The organism is Lunatibacter salilacus (genome assembly GCF_009797935.1).
Lineage (GTDB): Bacteria > Bacteroidota > Bacteroidia > Cytophagales > Cyclobacteriaceae > Lunatibacter > Lunatibacter salilacus.
Genome location: NZ_VOLC01000007.1, coordinates 114,005 through 135,297, shown reverse-complemented (window position 1 = coordinate 135,297; position 21,293 = coordinate 114,005). Strand labels below are relative to the sequence as shown.

The 21,293-nt window shown below is 42.9% G+C and carries 15 protein-coding genes and 4 tRNA genes; 15 read left to right on the top strand and 4 right to left on the bottom strand.

Features of this window, described 5'->3' with window-relative positions:
• Nucleotides 1–2: 2 nt before the first annotated feature.
• Nucleotides 3–3,179, bottom strand: a complete 3,177-nt coding sequence (locus FQ608_RS11430) for a SusC/RagA family TonB-linked outer membrane protein (protein ID WP_158858362.1) — start codon at nucleotides 3,177–3,179, stop codon at nucleotides 3–5.
• A gap of 425 nt (nucleotides 3,180–3,604) precedes the next feature.
• Here FQ608_RS11430 and FQ608_RS11425 point away from each other — a divergent pair, with 425 nt between their 5' ends.
• Nucleotides 3,605–6,244, top strand: coding sequence for a DUF5686 and carboxypeptidase regulatory-like domain-containing protein (locus tag FQ608_RS11425; RefSeq protein ID WP_158858361.1), 2,640 nt, complete (start codon nucleotides 3,605–3,607; stop codon nucleotides 6,242–6,244).
• 436 nt (nucleotides 6,245–6,680) lie between these two features.
• Nucleotides 6,681–7,367 carry a hypothetical protein gene (locus FQ608_RS11420; RefSeq protein ID WP_158858360.1) on the top strand — a complete coding sequence of 229 codons (687 nt, stop codon included), beginning with the start codon at nucleotides 6,681–6,683 and terminating at the stop codon, nucleotides 7,365–7,367.
• A 77-nt stretch (nucleotides 7,368–7,444) separates the two neighbouring features.
• Here the strand turns inward: FQ608_RS11420 and frr are convergent, their stop codons facing one another.
• From frr to FQ608_RS11405, 3 genes are all read right to left on the bottom strand, one after another.
• Nucleotides 7,445–8,005, bottom strand: coding sequence for a ribosome recycling factor (gene frr / locus FQ608_RS11415; RefSeq protein WP_158858359.1), 561 nt, complete (start codon nucleotides 8,003–8,005; stop codon nucleotides 7,445–7,447).
• 12 nt (nucleotides 8,006–8,017) lie between these two features.
• Nucleotides 8,018–8,728: a UMP kinase gene (pyrH, locus tag FQ608_RS11410; protein ID WP_158858358.1), complete on the bottom strand. Its 711-nt coding sequence runs from the start codon at nucleotides 8,726–8,728 to the stop codon at nucleotides 8,018–8,020.
• 337 nt (nucleotides 8,729–9,065) lie between these two features.
• Nucleotides 9,066–9,560 carry an acetyl-CoA carboxylase biotin carboxyl carrier protein subunit gene (locus FQ608_RS11405; protein WP_158858357.1) on the bottom strand — a complete coding sequence of 165 codons (495 nt, stop codon included), beginning with the start codon at nucleotides 9,558–9,560 and terminating at the stop codon, nucleotides 9,066–9,068.
• A 132-nt stretch (nucleotides 9,561–9,692) separates the two neighbouring features.
• On the opposite strand from FQ608_RS11405, the gene FQ608_RS11400 reads away from it, so the two are divergent.
• From FQ608_RS11400 to rpoB, 13 genes are all read left to right on the top strand, one after another.
• On the top strand, nucleotides 9,693–12,302 hold the full coding sequence (locus tag FQ608_RS11400; protein WP_158858356.1) for a M1 family metallopeptidase: 2,610 nt from the start codon (nucleotides 9,693–9,695) through the stop codon (nucleotides 12,300–12,302).
• Nucleotides 12,303–12,442: 140 nt separating this feature from the next.
• Nucleotides 12,443–12,528 (top strand) — tRNA-Tyr (locus FQ608_RS11395).
• Nucleotides 12,529–12,646: 118 nt separating this feature from the next.
• Nucleotides 12,647–12,719, top strand: a tRNA-Gly gene (locus tag FQ608_RS11390).
• Between the two features lie 34 nt (nucleotides 12,720–12,753).
• Nucleotides 12,754–12,825: transfer RNA gene (locus FQ608_RS11385), tRNA-Thr, on the top strand.
• Nucleotides 12,826–12,885: 60 nt separating this feature from the next.
• Entirely contained in the window at nucleotides 12,886–14,073 is a 1,188-nt protein-coding gene (gene tuf / locus FQ608_RS11380; protein ID WP_158858355.1) for an elongation factor Tu, read from the top strand.
• A gap of 110 nt (nucleotides 14,074–14,183) precedes the next feature.
• Nucleotides 14,184–14,254, top strand: a tRNA-Trp gene (locus tag FQ608_RS11375).
• Nucleotides 14,255–14,363: 109 nt separating this feature from the next.
• Nucleotides 14,364–14,552: a preprotein translocase subunit SecE gene (gene secE, locus FQ608_RS11370; protein WP_158858354.1), complete on the top strand. Its 189-nt coding sequence runs from the start codon at nucleotides 14,364–14,366 to the stop codon at nucleotides 14,550–14,552.
• Between the two features lie 18 nt (nucleotides 14,553–14,570).
• A complete protein-coding gene (nusG, locus tag FQ608_RS11365) occupies nucleotides 14,571–15,128 on the top strand; it encodes a transcription termination/antitermination protein NusG (RefSeq protein WP_158858353.1) in 558 nt (185 codons plus the stop codon).
• Nucleotides 15,129–15,131: 3 nt separating this feature from the next.
• The gene (gene rplK, locus FQ608_RS11360) at nucleotides 15,132–15,575 is read left to right on the top strand and encodes a 50S ribosomal protein L11 (RefSeq protein WP_158858352.1); all 444 of its coding nucleotides are present in this window, start codon (nucleotides 15,132–15,134) and stop codon (nucleotides 15,573–15,575) included.
• Nucleotides 15,576–15,585: 10 nt separating this feature from the next.
• A complete protein-coding gene (rplA, locus tag FQ608_RS11355; RefSeq protein WP_158858351.1) occupies nucleotides 15,586–16,284 on the top strand; it encodes a 50S ribosomal protein L1 in 699 nt (232 codons plus the stop codon).
• 2 nt (nucleotides 16,285–16,286) lie between these two features.
• Entirely contained in the window at nucleotides 16,287–16,826 is a 540-nt protein-coding gene (gene rplJ, locus FQ608_RS11350) for a 50S ribosomal protein L10 (RefSeq protein ID WP_158858350.1), read from the top strand.
• A 50-nt stretch (nucleotides 16,827–16,876) separates the two neighbouring features.
• Nucleotides 16,877–17,254: a 50S ribosomal protein L7/L12 gene (gene rplL, locus FQ608_RS11345; protein WP_158858349.1), complete on the top strand. Its 378-nt coding sequence runs from the start codon at nucleotides 16,877–16,879 to the stop codon at nucleotides 17,252–17,254.
• A gap of 155 nt (nucleotides 17,255–17,409) precedes the next feature.
• Nucleotides 17,410–21,285 (top strand): DNA-directed RNA polymerase subunit beta, encoded by a 3,876-nt coding sequence (gene rpoB / locus FQ608_RS11340; RefSeq protein ID WP_158858348.1) that lies wholly within the window; start codon nucleotides 17,410–17,412, stop codon nucleotides 21,283–21,285.
• The last annotated feature ends 8 nt before the right edge of the window (nucleotides 21,286–21,293 follow it).

The window sequence follows — 21,293 nt, the reverse complement described above, 5'->3', positions numbered from 1 at the left end:
AATTAGAAAGATACGGATACGCCGCCGTTGATGACACGTGCCTGTGGGTAGTACTGACCTGTTGAATTGTCAGATTCAGGATCGTAAACCTTCAATTTGTCCCAAGTCAAAAGGTTCAACCCGTTAACGTAGACTCTTAAATTACTCATGCCAAACCGCTCTCCCCACTGTGAGGGTATAGTATAACCCAATTCTAGGTTTTTAAGGCGGATATAATCCGAACTTCTGTACCAGAAATCATTTCCTCCAGAGTAATACTGATCACTTCTATTGGCAATTCTTGGATATTCCGTACTTGGATTGTCGATTGTCCAGCGATTTTCATAGAATTCCGTTAAGTAATTACCGATATTCCCGGATTCACCCAAAGACACTAATGCAATAGCGCCGGCCGCTCCTTGAAATAAGACAGAAAGGTCAAAATTTCTCCATTGGGCATTCATATTAACACCTCCCTGAAATCTGGGGATATTGTTTCGGTCCATTCTTACCCGATCTAATGGTGTAATTTGACCGTCACCATTTACATCTTTGAAGCGCATATCTCCAGGACGAAGTTGGTTGGTTATTGCAGAATAATCTAAGGTTTCTGCGGCAATTTGCTCTTGGGTTGCAAATACACCATCATATAAATAAACAGGAGCTGGGGTATTCATGGGCAATCCTGTAGAACGCTGCCATTCAGGAGCTCCTGGAGGCTCATCCCAGAAAAGTATTCTGTTGTAAGCATATCCACCATTGGCACTGATGCTATACTGCAGGTCTCCTTTTTGACCTCGGTATCCTATATTTATATCAAACCCTTTGTTTTCAACCTCACCAATGTTTTCGGCAGGTAATAAGGCAGCCAAGCCACTGGATTCGGGTACAGAAGCATTCTTTCTCCAGAGAATGTTCGTTCTCTTATTGTAAAAATAATCAAATTCGAAGAATACTTTACCATCCAATAAGGAACCTTCTATCCCGATGTTGGAGTTGTTGGCAACTTCCCAAGTAATGGCATTATTCGGTACTCGAGTTTCAAATAGCGTTTTGGCTTCTGTATTTTCCAAAATGTGACTTCTGAAACCATAGGTAGACAAGAATTGGTACTCTTGCAGTGCTCCTCCAAAGAAGATCTGATCGTTACCCATCTGACCCCAAGAACCCCGAATCTTAAAGAAATCCATTACAGGTACATTGCTTTTCCAGAAATCTTCTTCGGAAACAACCCAACCCCCCATGACGCCAGGGAAGAAACCATATCGGGTTTGTTCAGGGAAAATATAGGATCCGTCATTTCTCCACAAAAATTCAAAGAGGTATTTATCTTTGTAGTTGTAAGCAACCCTACCGAAATAGTTAAGACGGGCTCTTTCAAATGCGCCACCGCCGTTGTCCTTTTCAGCATCCCCACCTGCAAACATCTGATCGATGGCTGGGGAGATAAAGAATCTTCTATAGGCAAAGAAATCGTCACCGGTAACAGTCTCTCTGTTTACGCCCGCTAGAATATTGAATTGGTGATCATTGATTTTTTTATCATATGTAAAAACACCACCTAAGAGTATATTCAACTGGTTGTTGTTGGATTGTCTTAAACGTGGCTCTGCGGGACCTCTTTCACTGGGTACTAAAATTGGGGTAGTTCCATCAGCTTCAAAACCGCTTCCCCGCTGATACAGAATCCAAGGGGTCTCCCACCTTTTATTGAATTGGCTCAATTTATCCACAGAAGCCGTTCCTTGAAATTTCAATCCTTCTACTCCCGGAATTTTGATGTTTAATACTCCATTGGTTTGGAAATAATCTCTGGTATCTCTATCGTATCCGGTTGCGTTGGTAGTGATTACCACCGGGTTTTCACCATTTTCGATATCTGGTCCTGGTCTGCCGTCAGGCCAAAAAGCTGGCTCATGTGGCTTTCCTCGCATTTGCATCCTAAAGATGGCTCCTGCGGGTCTAGTTGGGAAAAACCGGGCTTCCTGTCTTGCCAATACACCGATTTGAAGGTCTATAAATTCATTGACTTTCGCATCCACGTTTAAGCGCATGTCGTATTGTTTAAATCCTGTCGCCGAATTTTTGTAGTAGGCATCCTGGTTTTGGTATCCTAAGGAGGCCAAATAACGAATGTCTTCGTTTCCACCATTTAGCTGTAGGTTGTGCCGCGTCTGAGGAGACCAGGTCTTCAGGGTTTCCCCATACCAGTCTGTATTGGGATAGTTCCAAGGATCAGTACCAGCCCGGTGCATTTCTAAAGCATTGGGGCTAAATGGTGCTGTTCTAACTTGGCCGTCGGGACGGGTATAGGTACCTGTAGCCCGATAAGCATCTGTGGCAGCGCGCCATTCACCTACAGGCAACTCATACACATGGAGGTCATTGAGCATTTCCCCGTATTGTGCCGCATCAGCCAATTTAGGTATTACAGTAGGCTGGGCAAAACCCTGATTGAATTGATAACTCAATTCCGGCTTTCCTGATTTACCCCTTTTTGTAGTAACCAAGATTACTCCGTTTGCAGCCCTAGCGCCATAGATGGCAGCAGAAGCATCCTTCAATACGGAAATGGTCTCAATGTCGTTTGGATTTAATCGATCAATACCACCTGCTCTTGCCGGGATACCATCTATTACGATAAGGGCATCGTTGTTTCCCAAGGTATTGGAGCCCCGGATACGAATACCGGCTCCATCATAACCCGGCTCACCGCTTCGGTTTACAGCAATTACTCCCGACATTCGTCCGGCGATTGAATTCGTCAAGTTCATGGCTGGAGATTTCACGAGGTCAGCGCCTTTTACAGTAGCTACTGACCCGGTGATGGTCTCTTTCCTTTGTTCGCCATACCCTACCACGATTACTTCGCTCAATGACTGCATGTCAGGCATTAGAGTCACATCAATCGTGGTTTGGTTGCCAACTTCTCTTTCAAAAGGAGAAAATCCCACAAAAGAGAATACCAAAATATTGTCTCCAGGCTGCAGTGAAACTCGGTAATTTCCGTCGATGTCAGTGACGCCACCTCTAGTGGTACCTTTGACTAGTACAGATACTCCCGGAAGGGTTAGATTATCCTCTCCTGAGATTACTGTTCCCGTCACCTCCCTGGTCTGGGCCTGCATTGTCAGGGGGAGTGCCAGAAGCAGTGCCAATCCCAACAAAAACAGTGTAGTTTTGGGTAAATAATTTTGCATACATTTTTTGATTTAGGTAATAGATTTAATGATTGTTAAAATAACACGTTAAATATGTGAGGAATATTTATTTTATGCAATCCCTGAAATCCGGTACAAATTTCTGATTAATTAATTAGGAGGTGTTTTTTTAAAGTTATTTTATTAATGTGTTAAAATAAGTTAATTATAGTTAATGGTTACACAATAGACTGAACTGATTATTATCATTCTGTTAAATTTAGAGTTTTAAAAAAAAAGTACAAAAAACGGCATGTTTTTGGAGAAAAAACCGGAAAAAATATCCTAAAAAGTTAGGTTTAAATTAAATGCTTCAGGTGGTTACTTTTTTTCATAACAACCGTTAGTAACTAGAATTGTGATTTTCGGGGTAGTGATGTGATGGTAGGTAAATTGGGTATTTAAATCAAAAAATCAATCGGGTAATGCGGATTAAAATTTTGATTCTTTTGTCTTTGATATTGTTCTTGGACCTGCAAACTTTCGCGCAGGGGGTCAGAGGATATGTGCGTAATGAAAGGGGCAATCCCTTGCCTTTTGCCTCCATATTTATCAGAAATTTGGGAGACGGAATTCCCTCCAACGCCGAGGGCTATTTTCAATTGAATTTGAAGCCGGGGGTGTATGATGTGTGGATTCAGTTTATGGGATACGAATCTGTTCTGAAAACAGTAGAAATAGACCAGAATTGGGTGGAAGTAGATTTTGTCCTCAAGGAACAGATGTATGCGTTGAAAGAAGTTACAGTAGATAGCAAACAGGAGGATCCCGCGTTGACAGTGATGCGCAGGGCGATTGCCAAATCCGATTATCACCGCCTACAGGTAGACAGCTATTCGATGAAGGTGTATTTGAAGGGGACTGGTAAACTGACGAACGCTCCTTTTTTTGTTCGTAAAAAATTGGCAGAAGAGGGCCTAAACCTGAATGAGGCCTATACCACGGAATCGATTTCTGAAATTACCTTCAGACAGCCAAATTACCTGGAGGAAAAAGTAATAGCTATACGGACCGTAGGAGAAGATATGCAAACGTCCCCGTCTCCTTATATAGCAGCGACGTTTTATCAGGATAAGGTGGTGGACATTATATCTCCTTTGTCCAAAATGGCCTTTTCCTATTACCGTTTCCAATTTATGGGGTCTTTTATGGACAATGGCGTGTTGGTAAATAAAATCAGAGTGAGGCCAAGATCTCCCGGAGAGCGTGTATTTGACGGCTATTTGTATATTATTGAAGATTTGTGGGCCATCCATAGTTTTGATTTGGAGACATCTTATCTGGGATTTCAAATTAAGGCAAAGCAGCAGTTTGCTCCGATTGCTGAAAATGTCTGGATGCCTGTCACCCACACCTACCAAGTCAGCGGAAAGTTTTTCGGCTTTGGAGGGGAATTTCAATATTTGGCTTCTACAGGTGAGTATGTGCTGGAACTGAATCCAGACTTGATAGCGGAAACAGCCATATTGGATGAAAAAGTGGAGGAATTACCCGCCGATCTTTCTGGATTTGACAAACGGGAATCAGTAACAGAGCAACTTGCTGCAGCGGAACAAATGTCACAAAAATCCTTTCGAAAAATGATCCGTACCTATGAAAAGCAAATTGAATTGGAGAGGGAAAACAATGAAGTAGTTCGCGAAAGAAAATATGCGGTAGATAGTTTGGCCACAAAACGGGAATTAAACTTTTGGGACAGCATACGGCCAGTGGCTTTGACTTCCGAGGAAATCCAGGGTTACCGGCGAGATGATAGCCTGGCTAGAGTAGAATCAGCCAAAGAGGCCACACCCGAAAGTACGGATACAAGCATAAACAAAAAATTCCAAGTATTTGACGTGCTTGGTGGCGGAGATTATTTTTTTGGCAGAGGGTTGTCCGCAGGCTTCTACAACAATGCCGGAAAAAAGGGATTCAACTCCGTGGAAGGATTTAAATTCGGTTTGGCGGGATACCTGAGGTATAGAAAAAGAGAAAAGTTGGCGGACAGTGTCAATTTCCGAACCAAACAGGTGCTAATCCGACCTGAGGGAAGATACGGATTGTCTAGTAAAACCTTGTACGGTAGACTTGCTGTCACAGGTTTGATTAGAAATGAAGGATCGCATACCCAGCTTTCGGCGGAAGGTGGACGTTTTATTTTTCAGCTAAACAGAGAGGAACCCATATCGGAGTGGGTGAATAGTGCCTACACCCTGTTACTTAGTCAAAACTGGATGAAGCTCTATGAGCAGCGGTACCTGCGGGTGGATTTGGAAAGACAGGTCAGTGCAGCTTTGACGGTTGGGTCGGGAATAGAATATGCGGAAAGAACATTCTTGGAAAACACAAGCAGTTACAGCTTCAGAGAGGGTGCTCAAAGAAGAGTAACCTCCAATAGACCGGGTAATAGTTCAGCGACAAAGAGCGGTTTTTCTGATCATCGCCTGTATCTATGGCGATCCCATATTTCCTGGAGACCCGGGTTGAAATACAGTATCCGCAACAACAGAAAATCTCCGCTCTACAGCACTGCCCCGCATTTGACATTGGCTTACAATAAAGGCATACCGGTTGCATCGGCAAATCAGTCTTCACAATTTGACCAATTGGAAGCTAATTTCAGGCATGCCTTTTCTTTTGGGGTAAGTGGCAAATTGGATATCAATCTAACTGCGGGATCATTTTTGAATAGATCGCAGGTGTATTTTATGGATTTCAAACACTTCGGAGGCAACAGGACTATTTTTACCAGTATGGGTGCCGCTTCAGAATATCGGTTGCTTGATTACTACCGATTTAGTACGGATGCAAACTATATAGGCGGAATCCTTCACTACCAGTTCAGGAAATTTTTATTCACCCAGTTGCCAATGCTACGTTTCACGGGGGTTCGGGAAAACATCTTTTTCAATTACCTCAAAACGGACACCTCTCCCCATTACATGGAGATCGGGTATTCTTTGGATAATTTATGGCGCATATTTAGGGTGGAATTTGCAGCTGGGTTTGAAAACGGGGCCTATGTCCACTCCGGACCACGTTTCGGCATAGCAACCTTTATCACTATCAGCTCGGGGGAATAATTTTCATTTTCTATTTGAAATTCCATATATTTGCCACTGTAAGGTTTACTATAGGAAAGAATGGTCAGCTTATGGCTGTCTGTTCTTTATTTTATCTTTTTACCCTATTTAATGACACTGATTTTTTACAACGATCTAACAGAAACTCCTCAAACTCTAGACAAATTAGCCGAGATTTTAATAATCTTAGTCCTACTCATTCCAGGACAAAAAACTTATGACCAATCAACTTGCTTATTTCCCTTTTTGCTAAGTTTACGAATATTTTGGAAAGTATTGGTCCTGATATATTCACCAAAATAATCCCTCAATCGATTTTTAGTTGTACATGTTAATATTAGTTAAATTTGAAAAAATTTAATTTTTAATATATATTTTAGGCTTTAAACATTTATTTAGCTTTACAATTATTTACTAACTACAAGATATTATTGACATGAAGTTTTTAATTTTTAGCCTCATTTTTGTCCTAGTCGGCTACCATGCAAATTCCCAGGGATTATTACAGTTTGAGGGGTACGGGGGTCCTTCTGTGGGATTTTATAATGCGACGATTTCCTCACCAGACGGAGATGAAATGACTTTGTTCCCCACGATGGGCTATCATCTGGGATTGAGTGTCGTTGGCAAAGTTACCGATCAATGGCAGGTAGTTCTTCAGGGCGAATATCTGCACAGGCCGATTGGAATGAGGCAGCAATTAGCTAATGGAAATGTTTTTGAGAACAAAGATTCCGTGTTTGGAAATAATTTCGGGAATTATTCTCTAGGAGCGAGGTATAGTATTCCGAAGGAAAAATTTGAGTTGTACGTGCAGCCTGCGATAGGTGTGGCCCTCAACCGTGATCCCCCGAACTTTTCTGGTGGTGGAGGCTTTGGCGGCACCACGGGTAGTATAAATTCTAATTTTCTACTGAGGTTTGATGTTGGGATCAAAAAGTACATCAAACGAAACAATTATTTCTTGGCCGGGCTAAGGTATCAGCAGGGAGTTGGAACTCTTGATGAATTAAGATTTGAACGTACCGAATTCAACAGCCAAGAGATTGATTTCAGCAGTAGGGCATCCTACATCGGGTTATTTGTAGGATTTGGAATAAGTACCGACCGCTGGTTTAAATAAGGAATAGCGGTTGGTTTGCAATTGCAAGTAATATAGAATGTAAAAGGACGGGTCCTTCCCGTCCTTTTTTTGAGTAATTATACTTTCATGATTTCTTCCTCTTTTTTGGCGAAGTGGTCATCGATTTTGCTGGAATATTTATCTGTATATTTTTGCACGATATCTTCACCTCTCTTCACTTCATCTTCCGGCGCTCCGTCCTTTTGAAGCTTTCTTAATCCCTCATTCGTGTCTTTTCTTACGGTCCTGATGCTTATTTTTCCATTTTCGCACTCGTTTTTCACCTGCTTCACGAGGTTTTTTCTGCGCTCCTCCGTGAGTGGTGGGATGGTTAGCATGATCATTTCCCCGTTGTTTTGGGGATTCAGACCCAAATCGGAGTTGATGATCGCCTTCTCAATCTCTGAGATCAAGTTCCTTTCCCAGGGCTTAATGGCGAGGGTCCGAGCGTCAGGGGTAGTTACAGACGCTATTTGTTGTAGAGGAGTGGGCGCACCGTAGTAGGACACTACTATGCCGTCCAAAAAATTCGGCATGGCTTTCCCTGCGCGTATTTTTACAAGTTCGGCAGCGGTATGGTCCACTGCTTTTTTCATCAGTAATTCAGCTTCTTCGAGGTATAATTGGATTTCTTCCATGGTAAGTTTAGCTTATTTAGAAGTTATAAGAGTCCCTACGTCCTCTCCTTTTACGAGGTTGATGAGGTTGTCTTTTTTATTCATGTCAAAGACGATAATAGGGAGGTTGTTTTCTTGGCAAAGGGTGAAAGCGGTCATGTCCATAACATTGAGGTTTTTTTCGTACACTTCCTGAAAAGAAATAGTGGCGTAGCGGGTAGCTGTCTTATCTTTTTCGGGATCTGCAGTGTAGACACCATCGACTCGGGTACCTTTTAGCACCACTTCCGCTTCTATTTCGATGGCCCTTAGGCTGGCAGTAGAGTCAGTTGTGAAGTATGGGTTTCCGATTCCGGCGCCGAAAATGACGATTCTTCCTTTTTCAAGGTGTCGGATGGCCCGTCGGCGGATAAAGGGCTCACATACACTCTCTACTTTAATACCAGACATCAGCCTAGTGTACATGCCGTTTTGTTCGAGGGCACTCTGAAGTGCCATGGCATTGATAAGGGTGGCAAGCATGCCCATGTAGTCTCCTTGGACCCGGTCAATACCCACATGACCGGCTTGCACTCCCCTAAAAATATTACCTCCTCCGATTACAACGGCGATTTCTACTCCCTGATCACGTACTGCCTTGATTTCGTCAGCGTATTGCTGTAGTATTTTGGAGTCAATGCCATAGGATTTGTCACCCATTAGGGCCTCACCACTAAGTTTGAGGAGGATTCTTTTGTATTTCATCTGTTTATATTTTGTTTTTCAAAGGTCAGAATTTGCCCCGCACTAGCAGTCGGGGTGGAATCTCACCGTGATAATCATCCGGTGTGTAACGCTTTCGTCATGCTCGCTTTCATCAGCTTAAAATTTGTTTTCAGTTTAAGAAAAAACGCTTGTCTATCCAACTAGCCCGCAAGGCATTATCCAGCTGGTGTCACAACGTTCGAATCATAATCAGCCTTGAATTTTGCACGTATTAGCGCCTTCAATTAAGCCTTTGAAATGGAAATCAACTCAAATATTACATGATTCAAACCGGACAAAGATAATTTCTTGTTTTTTACAAAACTAAATCTATTCTTTAAAATTGGATCATCACCTGATTTTTTTCCACGCCCTGACCAGTGTCGACAAGGATTTTCCTGATTGTGCCCGATTGGGAGGACTTAATGGAATTTTCCATTTTCATTGCCTCCAAGACAATCAATACCTCGCCCTTTTCTACAGTATCACCTTCTTTGATGGGAATATCCAGTATAAGACCGGGCATGGGTGCTTTTATTTCGGTTAAAAGATTCCCCTTGGTCTGCTTTAATCCCATCTTCTCCAATAGTAAGTCCTGCTCAGTACTGACTATTAGTTCAGCCAATCGATCATTCAGCTTTATCTGAAGTTTTTTTGTAGAAGGATCCCAGGATACGATTTCCATTGTCAGTGACTGCTTGTCAACAAGCAAATGGAATGCATTTTCGCCTATTTTCACACTATCCATCGAGATTATCTCCCCGTTGACTTTGGTTTGCTCCCCATTTTTTTCAACCAGGTAGACTTCATTTTTCAATTTTACTTCATACATTTCGTTTCTTTTAAAGCGGCGATTCTATTTGTAAGTTTTGACTGCTTCAAGGATTACCTCCACCCCATCCATGGGAATTTATTTTAGAAACATAACTTAATAATTCCTTAGGGAAAATTATTTTCTTCAAATATGCGCTATTCATTTTACTTCTATTCTCTATTTGCAATTAATTTTTTACTTCTTTTTTCCTGCAAAAATGCCCAAATCACCCCCCAACCTGAACCGATTATCGAATCAGTAGGGGAGAATGAGGCATTGGAGTTAATTATTCCCAGTGCGCCGGATTCGCTAATGAGACTGAAAGAAGCGACCATGGAGGGGTACCGTCCGAGCCGGGAGAGGAAATTTGACCTGATCCATACTTCGCTGGATTTGTCGTTTGACTTTGAAACCAGTCAAGTAAAAGGAAGCGCCCTTCTTCTTCTGAAGCCCTACTTTTACGATCAGGAAATTCTTGAGCTTGACGCAAAGGACTTTGAAATATCGGATGTATGGTTGGACGAATCGGGAATAACTTCTACGCTTAATTTTTCCTACACGCCAAAACGGGTGACTGTATATTTACCACGAGCATATACATCAAACGATTCGCTACAGGTAGGGATAAAATATATCGCCAAACCCGAGGAAACAACTGTACCGGGCGGTACGGCGATCACAGATACCAAAGGCCTTTACTTCATCAACCCATCAGGGACGGAAGACAAGCCCATACAGATATGGACTCAGGGAGAGACTGAATTTAGTTCGAAGTGGTACCCAACAATTGACAGCCCGAATGAACGGCAAACCCACGATTTTAAATTGAGGGTGCCGGAAAGATTTATTTCGCGTAGTAATGGAAAGCTCGTCAATCAGCAACTGAACGATGATGGTACCAGGACCGATCATTGGGTGATGGATATGCCCCATGCTCCCTATCTCTCAGCATTGGCAATAGGCGAGTTTGCTGAAATAAAGGATAGCTGGAAGAACCTTGCGGTCAATTATTATGTGGAAGAAAAATATGCTGAAGGTGCCAAGACGGTGTTTCAACACACGCCGGAAATGATCGGGTTTTTCTCAGAACTACTTGGTGTGGATTATCCATGGCAAAAGTATGATCAGGTTGTCGTACGGGACTTTGTTTCTGGTGCTATGGAAAACACAACGGTGTCCATTTTCATGGAGGCATTGAACTTGGATGAACGGGAGGCACTGGATAGTGAGTGGGATTATATTATAGCCCATGAGCTATTTCACCAGTGGTTTGGCAATTTGGTTACAACCGAGTCTTGGTCCAATTTGCCTTTGAACGAAGCATTTGCTGATTACTCGGAGTATCTCTGGTTTGAATACAAGGAAGGAAAGGACAAAGCGGACAAGCACCACCTTGATGCCATGGAACAATATTTCTATGAGTCCCAAGAAAAGCAGGTTGACCTTATCCGGTTTCAATATGAGGATAAGGAGGATATGTTTGATAGCCACAGCTACGCCAAGGGTGGACGGATTCTTCATATGTTACGCAAAAGTGTGGGCGATGAGGCATTTTTTGCGGCATTGAAACATTATTTGGAAGCAAATGCATTTGGAAGCGTGGAAGTGCACGATCTCAGGTTGGCTTTCGAACATGTTACCGGAAGAGATATGAATTGGTTTTTCAACCAGTGGTTTTTGGATTCTGGTCATCCAGTATTGGCCATTGATATTGATGAGAGTGATCCGGACAGGCAACTTCTTACCGTGAGGCAAAAGCAGGATTTAACCAATACTCCACTTTACAAACTGCCGATAAAAGTAGCTGTTTACAAAGCCGGGCAGCGGGAGGAAAAGACCTATTGGGTAGATAGGGGAGTGCAGCAGTTTGCTATCGAAAACGGGGCCGGAACCGACCTTGTTCTGGTTGATGAGTATATGGAACTGTTAGCTGAGAAGCAAACAGACAGGGGAATGGACCGCTTGATAAGCCAATTTCAACATGCGCAATCAGGTATTGCGAGATTGGAAGCCTTGGATAGTCTAACGGCGGTTTTTGCTGACACACAAAATTGGACACCAACCATTACCAAGGCATTGGGGGATAGTTTTCATGAGGTCAGGGGATTGGCGGTGAGCCGGATTCCTCAGTTGATGTCCAAGGAAGAGGTAGGTTCCGAGATGGAAGAAATGTTGGTAAGGCTGGCTGAAAATGACCCCAACAATGAAGTCCGCTCGTCCGCTATTGCGCTTTTGGGAACCTTAAGCGGCACCAAATATGCGCCTCTTATAGCCCGTATGATTGAAGCTCCTTCCTATGTGGTAGCCGGCGGGGCATTGACGGCCTTGATGGATATGGAAGGGGAGGAAGTCAAAAAGAGGGAAATTTACGAACGTTTCAAGGGGGAAAAGAACATCCGGATGGTAGTTCCACTGGCGGATTACCTTACACAAGTCCAGGACAGTACCCAGTCGACTTGGTTCAACGAAAAGCTAGGACTGCTGACGGGGGAATCCTTATATTATTTCATTGGGTATTATGGGGACTATTTTGCCTCAATTGCCGGGACGGACAAAAAAGAGGCCATTGAAAGGTTAATGGCATTAGCAGAAGATCATCCGGCAAATTATGTCCGTTTGACTGCTTTTCAATCCATCTTCGGGTTTATTGATGAGGGGGATATTCTGGAACGGGTAATCAAAATCAATCAAAACGAATCCGATGAGTTGGTAAAGAGCTATCAGGAGTTTTTTCTGGAGCCTTACCTCGAGGAAAATTAAGCGTCTGATTGTTAAAACAGTACTGAATTACTGGATTAAAATCCAATATTTTTTTTTGGTTTGTTTTGAATGTTAGAGAAAAGGGTATAATTTTGCCATCCGTTAAGATAAGCAAGAAAGTTATTTAGCGGAAATTTGTTGGGGGAATACCAAAGCGGCCAACTGGGACGGACTGTAAATCCGTTGACTTATGTCTTCACAGGTTCGAATCCTGTTTCCCCCACCAGTTAGATATTTCTTAATGAGATATTTAACCTTAGGTAGTTTATTCTAGAAAATTAGTATAGATTTGCCTTTCGATTTTACCAAGCCTGTTGTTCAAATCGGGCAACAACACATTAAAAGCGGGAGTAGCTCAGTTGGTAGAGCGGCAGCCTTCCAAGCTGCAGGTCGCGGGTTCGAGCCTCGTCTCCCGCTCTATGCTTTTAGGGGCATATTACGAATGTTAATAGCCGACGTAGCTCAGGGGTAGAGTGCTTCCTTGGTAAGGAAGAGGTCACGGGTTCAAATCCCGTCGTTGGCTCGATACATTGATTTAAAACAAACGAAATTTTATCATTAACTAAACAAAGGATTTTCACGCATGGCAAAAGCAACCTTTGACCGATCCAAACCACACGTTAATATAGGTACGATTGGTCACGTCGATCATGGAAAGACTACTTTGACTGCTGCCATTACTACGGTATTGGCAAGGAAGGGTCTTTCTGAATTAAGAGACTTCGCTTCTATCGACAACGCTCCGGAAGAAAAAGAAAGAGGTATTACAATTAACACCTCACACGTAGAGTATTCTACTGAAAAAAGACACTACGCACACGTTGACTGTCCAGGTCACGCTGATTATGTAAAAAACATGGTTACGGGTGCCGCCCAGATGGACGGTGCTATCTTGGTAGTTGCGGCGACTGATGGACCAATGCCTCAGACTAGAGAGCACATTCTGTTAGCCCGTCAGGTGGGTGTTCCTGCATTGGTGGTCTTCATGAACAAAGTCGATTTGGTCGATGATCCAGAATTGCTTGAGCTTGTTGAGATGGAAGTAAGAGAATTACTTTCTTTCTATGAGTTTGACGGAGACAATATTCCTGTTATTGCAGGTTCTGCTCTTGGAGCACTTAACGGTGAAGAAAAGTGGGAATCTACTGTAATGGAATTGATGAACGCTGTAGATGAGCATATCCCACTTCCAGAAAGAGCAATTGACAAAGATTTCTTGATGCCTGTAGAAGACGTCTTCTCCATCACTGGACGAGGTACTGTTGCTACTGGTAGAATCGAAAGAGGTGTAGTCAATTCCGGTGAAGCAGTAGATATCATCGGTATGGGTGCGGAAGGATTGAAATCTACCGTTACAGGTGTGGAGATGTTCCGTAAGATTTTGGATAGAGGTGAAGCTGGTGACAACGTAGGTTTGTTGCTTCGAGGCATCGAGAAATCCCAAATCAGAAGGGGTATGATTATCTGTAAGCCAAATTCTGTGAAACCACACGCTCACTTCAAAGCTGAAGTGTACGTTCTTTCGAAAGAAGAAGGTGGTCGGCATACGCCTTTTTTCAACAGATACCGTCCTCAGTTCTACCTAAGAACAACAGACGTAACTGGTGAGATCACGCTTCCTGAAAATGTGGAGATGGTTATGCCAGGTGACAACGTTACAATCGAAGTGAATTTGTTGAGTACAGTTGCTCTAGAGAAGGGACTACGATTTGCTATCCGTGAGGGTGGTAGGACAGTAGGTGCCGGTCAGGTGACTGAGATCTTGGACTAATCACATTCCAGATATAGATTTACAAATGCGATTCTGAAATTTTCGGAATCGCATTTGTTTCTTATGACAATATTACCTAATTTTGCGTTCCGTAAAAGAATGGGTATACTACGGGCGTAGTTCAATGGCAGAATAGCGGTCTCCAAAACCGTTGATGGGAGTTCGAATCTCTCCGCCCGTGCATCACCGTAAAATCAAACGAAGTACTTCATGCGTTTTTACCAATGAATTAGACAGAGTTGGGAAAAGATAAAAACGGGCGTAGGGAGTACACATAAAATTAAGGCTGCATGAATGTAAAGAATTTTGTAGTAGAATCCATCGATGAGATGAGGAACAAGGTCACATGGCCTAAATATGCTTCACTTCAAAACAGTGCGGTATTGGTACTTGTTGCGTCGTTGATTTTCGCCTTGGTAATAGGGCTTATAGATCTTTCGTTCGAAAGTCTTATGAAGTGGTTTTATGATTTATTTTAATTGAATCTAAATTACATAATGGCTGATCACAAATGGTATGTGCTTAGAGTTGTTGCTGGGCAGGAGAAAAAGGCTAAAACCTATTTAGACAACGAAGTTGCTAGGCAGAAACTTGAGGAATACATTCCTGAAGTTTTGATACCCTCTGAGAAAATATACGAGATGCGCAATGGTAAGAAACGGGTTCGGGAGAGAAATTTCTTTCCGGGCTATGTTTTGGTTCATGCGGATCTCAGCCATGGAGAGGCCAATCATGTAATTACGAGTATTCCGGGAGTTATCGGTTTTTTAGGGTCAAACCAAGGGGGGGCTTCCAAAACCCCCGAGCCATTACGTCAGTCGGAAATCAACCGGATCTTAGGTCGGGTTGAGGAGATTGATGAGTTTGCGGAAAAACTGGATACACCATTTATAGTTGGAGAGACCGTTAAAGTAATGGACGGTCCTTTCAGTGGTTTCTCAGGGATGATAGAGGAGGTATTTGAAGACAAGAAAAAACTTAATGTTATGGTTAAGATTTTCGGTCGAAATACCCCGGTAGAATTAAACTTTATACAAGTAGAAAAACAAGACTAGGAAATGGCTAAGGAAATCACTGGTTATGTGAAATTACAGGTGAAAGGTGGCCAGGCTAATCCTTCTCCTCCGGTAGGACCTGCCCTTGGTTCCAAGGGTTTGAACATCATGGAGTTCTGTAAGCAGTACAATGCTAGAACTCAGGATAGAATGGGCCAAGTACTTCCTGTGCTTATCACGGTTTATTCGGATAAGTCTTTTGATTTTGTGGTTAAAACTCCTCCCGCAGCGAACATGTTGTTGGAAGCAGCCAAGATCAAAAGTGGTTCAGCAGAACCTAACAGAAAGAAAGTAGGCTCCGTATCCTGGGATCAGGTAAAGGAAATTGCAGTCGTGAAGATGCCTGACTTAAATGCTTTTGAAGTGGAGTCTGCCATGAAAATGGTTGCAGGCACCGCAAGAAGCATGGGAATTACAGTTTCGGGAACAGCTCCTTGGGAGGATTAAATAAAGAAAAATGGCTAAGTTAACAAAAAAACAAAAAGAAGCTCTTTCTAAATATGATCCTAGCCAAACCTATTCTCTGGCTGAGGCTTCTACCATTGTGAAAGACATCACTAACGTAAAGTTTGATGCTTCTGTAGATCTTGACATCCGTCTGGGTGTAGATCCGAGGAAAGCTGATCAGATGGTGCGAGGTGTGGTGGCCCTGCCGCATGGTACTGGTAAGGATGTTAAGGTGCTCGTATTGTGCAGCCCTGACAAAGAAGCCGAAGCAAAAGAAGCCGGTGCCGACCACGTAGGTTTGGACGATTATATCGCCAAAATTGAAGGTGGCTGGACAGACATAGACGTGATTATCACCACGCCCAATGTGATGGCTAAAGTAGGTAGACTGGGTAGGGTTTTGGGACCAAGAGGCTTGATGCCGAATCCCAAATCAGGTACAGTTACACTGGATGTGGGTAAAGCTGTAAAGGACGTAAAAGCAGGTAAAATTGACTTCAAAGTAGATAAATTCGGTATCCTTCATGCGAGCGTTGGAAAAGTGTCTTTCTCTCCGGAGAAAATACAGGAAAACGCACTTGAACTGATCAATACCGTTTCGAAAATGAAGCCTTCTGCATCGAAAGGTACGTACTTTAGAAGCATTCATATCTCCAGTACCATGTCGCCTGGGATCATTATTGACAAAGGAAGTATTCAAGGTATATAATCATGACGAGAGAAGAAAAAAAATCCATCATTGACGAACTTACCGAGAAATTTAAAGTAACCCCGCATTTTTATGTGACTAACGCGTCGGGGTTTTCAGTTGCTCAGGTAAATGCTTTCAGAAAGACTTGTTTTGAAAAAGGACTCGAATATAAAGTGTACAAAAACACGCTGATCAAAAAAGCGTTGGAAAGTATGGACACCGATTACGAGAAATTTAACGAAACAGCCTTGAAAGGATTCTCCGGCATTCTTTTTTCTAAAGAAGCTGGAAATCTTCCTGCGAAGGTGTTGTTGGAGTTCCGAAAGAAAATGGGCAAGAAGGAAACTCGTCCCGTATTCAAAGGTGCTTCAATAGATGGGGACTTATTTCTGGGAGAACAAAACCTGGAATTACTGTCCAACCTAAAATCCAAAGAGGAATTACTTGGAGAAGTTATCGGGTTGCTTCAATCTCCTGCCAAAAATGTGGTTTCTGCCCTGCAAAGTGGCAAACATATTCTGGCTGGTTTGGTTAAAACCCTCTCCGAGAAGGAATCTTAATACATTAAATCAATCAAGTTAAAAATCAATCAATTTAAATATTTTATACAATGGCAGATCTTAAAGCATTCGCTGAACAGTTAGTTAACTTAACTGTAAAAGAGGTAAATGAGTTAGCCGCAATTTTGAAAGACGAGTATGGTATCGAACCCGCTGCTGCTGCTGCTACTGTTGTAGCCGGTGGTGGAGGAGGAGAAGCCGCTGCTGAGGAAGAAAAAACTTCCTTCGACGTAATCTTGAAAGCTGCTGGTGGACAAAAATTAGCGGTGGTTAAACTTGTTAAGGAATTAACTGGTCTTGGCCTTAAAGAAGCTAAAGAAGTTGTAGACAACGCTCCTAAGGCGATCAAAGAAGGTATCAGCAAGGATGAAGCTGACGCTCTTAAGAAGCAACTTGAGGAAGCTGGTGCTGAAGTAGAATTGAAATAATTTGAAAAACCTGTCCTCCTAGGCATAGGTTATTCTTAGTAGACCTGACTTTTAAGTCAGGTCTTTTCCTGTTTATAGACAATAAAAAACTTGCATTATTCCAAGTGCATATTGTTCTTATTTAATAATTACTATCACTATAAATATATACTGCCTTGGCTATCCAGAATCAAACCGAAAGGAAAAGTTTCTCATCTATAAAGGTAGTCAAAGACTATCCAGATTTTCTCGATATTCAGCTGCAATCCTTCAAAGATTTTTTTCAGCTTGATACTCCCGCAGAAAAGAGAAGGCAGGATGGTCTTTTCAAAGTGTTTTCTGAAAATTTTCCCATCAGTGACTCTCGGGAAAATTTTACCCTAGAATTCATTGACTATGCCGTAGATCCTCCCAAGTATAATGTTTCCGAATGTATCGACCGGGGACTTACCTATTCTGTCCCTTTGAAAGCAAAACTTCGGTTGTTGTGTTCAGATGAAGACAATGAGGATTTCGAAACCATCGAACAGGAAGTGTTTTTGGGAAATCTCCCCTACATGACCGAAAAGGGCTCCTTTGTAATCAATGGTGCCGAGAGAGTTATCGTTTCCCAGCTGCACCGCTCTCCAGGTGTGTTCTTTGCGCAAAGTAAGCATACAAACGGGACAAAATTATACTCGGCTAGGATCATTCCATTCAAAGGTTCGTGGATTGAATTCGCTACCGACATCAATAATGTGATGTATGCGTACATTGACCGTAAGAAGAAATTTCCAGTAACGACTTTGCTACGGGCGATCGGTTACGGTTCCGATAAGGAGATTCTTGATCTGTTTGGTCTATCAGAGGAAGTGGATGCCAATAAATCCAATTTGAAAAAGGTAATCGGTCGTAAGTTAGCCGCGAGGGTTCTGAGAACTTGGGTGGAGGACTTTGTAGATGAAGATACCGGAGAGGTAGTTTCCATAGACAGGAATGAAGTGCTGCTTGAGCGCGATTCTATTCTGACCGACGAGGATATAGATCTGATTTTGGATTCTTCTACCAAAAGCATCATTCTCCACCGGGAGGATGTGAACGTGGCAGATTACTCCATTATATATAACACGTTACAAAAAGATAACTCCAACTCTGAAAAAGAGGCGGTAGAGGTTATTTACCGACAGCTTAGAAATACAGAGGCTCCGGATGAAGCGACTGCCAGGGAAGTTATTCACGGGTTGTTTTTCTCCGACAAGCGTTATGATTTGGGAGAAGTTGGTAGGTACAGAATAAACAAAAAATTGGGTCTGAGCATAGATCCTGATAAAATCGTCCTTACTACACAGGATATCATATCCATTGTGAAGTATCTGATTGGGCTTATCAACTCCAAAGCTGTAGTCGATGATATTGACCACTTAAGCAATAGGAGGGTTAGGACAGTTGGAGAACAATTGTATAGCCAGTTTGGGGTAGGTCTTGCCCGGATGGCCCGTACTATTCGTGAGAGAATGAACGTAAGGGACAACGAGGATTTTAAACCCGTCGACTTGATCAACGCCAGAACATTGTCTTCCGTGATCAATTCCTTCTTTGGTACCAACCAGCTTTCACAGTTTATGGACCAAACCAATCCGCTGGCCGAACTGACGCATAAGCGTAGGCTTTCTGCTTTGGGTCCGGGTGGACTATCCAGAGAGCGCGCAGGTTTTGAAGTAAGGGACGTTCACTATACCCACTACGGAAGGCTTTGTACCATTGAAACGCCGGAAGGACCGAATATTGGATTGATTTCCTCGCTATGTGTGCACGCCAAAGTGAATAGCATGGGCTTCTTGGAGACACCTTATCGAAAAGTAGCTGACGGCAAGGTTAGCATGGTCAGTGAAGATATTGTGTTCCTAACTGCCGAGGAGGAAGATGATAATAACATTGCGCAAGCAAATGCACCCTTGGATGATAAAGGTAAATTTATCAACGACAAGGTAAAGGCAAGATTTGAAGGTGACTTCCCCGTGTTGGATCCTTCTGAAATCACCTTTATGGATGTTGCGCCAAATCAAATTGTTTCGGTGGCAGCTTCATTGATTCCTTTCTTGGAACACGATGATGCCAACCGGGCTTTGATGGGTTCCAACATGCAGCGTCAGGCAGTTCCTTTGCTGAAAGCCGAGGCACCTATTGTAGGTACCGGTTTGGAAGGCAAGGCGGCAATTGACTCCAGGTCATTGATTCGCGCAGAGGCAGATGGGGTGATCGATTATGTTGATGCTAAGAAAATAGTCCTTAAGTATGATCTTACGGAAGAGGATTTACTTGTCAATTTCAGCGATGAGTACAAGACGTATTTACTGACAAAATTCCGTAGAACCAACCAAGATACTACGATCAACCTGACTCCATTGGTTCTTAAAGGCCAACGGGTTACTAAGGGACAGGTCTTGGTGGAGGGTTATTCTACCAATAATGGGGAACTTGCGTTGGGTAAAAACTTGCTAGTGGCATACATGCCTTGGCAGGGATACAACTTCGAGGATGCGATCGTCATCTCCGAGCGGGTTGTCCGTGAAGATGTCTTCACATCTATACACATTGAGGAATTTCAGCTGGAAGTTAGAGATACCAAACGTGGAGAAGAAGAACTTACGTCGGAAATTCCAAACGTATCGGAAGAGGCAGTTAAGAATTTGGATGAAAACGGTATAATCCGTGTAGGTGCTGAACTGAAGGAAGGGGATATCATTATTGGTAAAATCACCCCTAAAGGTGAAACTGACCCAACCCCAGAGGAAAAGCTACTTCGTGCGATTTTTGGAGATAAAGCGGGTGATGTGAAGGATGCTTCATTGAAAGCTTCTCCCTCTCTCAACGGAGTGGTAATCGAAACCAAACTCTTCTCCAGACCTAAAAAGGATAAAGATCTCCGAGTAAAAGCAAAAGCTGAGGTTGAAAAACTGAAGCAGAAGTACGGCAAGGATCTTTTGGTAGTTAGAGCAAGAATGATCCAAAAGTTGGTTGTATTGCTGGACGGAAAAGTTTCCAATGGTGTAAGGCATAAATTTGGGGATGAAATCATCACTAAAGGAATGAAATTCAACCACCAGAACATTGAGAACAATCTCTTTCCGGCGAAGAACCCATATAGGGATGAGAGTAACTACAACGTAGCAGAGGAAGCCAATCTGATTTCAGATATCATCTTAGATGACTGGACAGACGATGCACACACCAACTCGTTGGTACAGCAATTGGTGAAGAACTATACCAATACCAGAAATGAAATTTCCGGTATCTTCAAGAGGGATAAATTCACCCTCGAAGTAGGTGACGAACTTCCTGCGGGGATTGTTCAACTTGCAAAAGTGTACGTGGCTAAGAAACGTAAGCTGAAGGTAGGGGATAAGATGGCTGGACGCCATGGTAACAAGGGTATCGTTGCCAGAATTGTCCGGGATGAAGACATGCCATTCTTGGAAGACGGCACACCTATGGATATTGTATTGAATCCGTTGGGCGTACCATCCAGGATGAACATTGGACAGATCTTCGAAACGGTCCTTGCGTGGGCCGGTATGCGGTTAGGTAAGAAATATGCGACACCTATCTTTGATGGGGCGACCACTGAAGAGGTGGCTGCTGAACTGACGAAAGCAGATTTGCCAAGTTTCGGTCGAACGTACCTTTATGATGGTCTTAGCGGCAAAATGTTTGATCAGGCAGTCACTGTGGGGATATCCTACATGCTGAAATTGGGGCACTTGGTGGATGACAAGATGCATGCTAGGTCTATTGGACCTTACTCACTGATTACGCAGCAGCCTTTGGGCGGTAAAGCGCAGTTTGGAGGTCAGCGATTTGGAGAAATGGAAGTTTGGGCACTTGAAGCATTTGGTGCTTCGCACGTGCTTCAAGAGATTCTTACCGTGAAGTCAGATGATGTAATTGGCAGGGCCAAGGCGTATGAAGCCATCGTTAAAGGGGAAAACCTTCCGAAACCTAACATTCCGGAATCCTTTAATGTATTGGTACACGAATTACGTGGTCTTGCATTGGAAATTACTCTTGACTAAATAAGAAA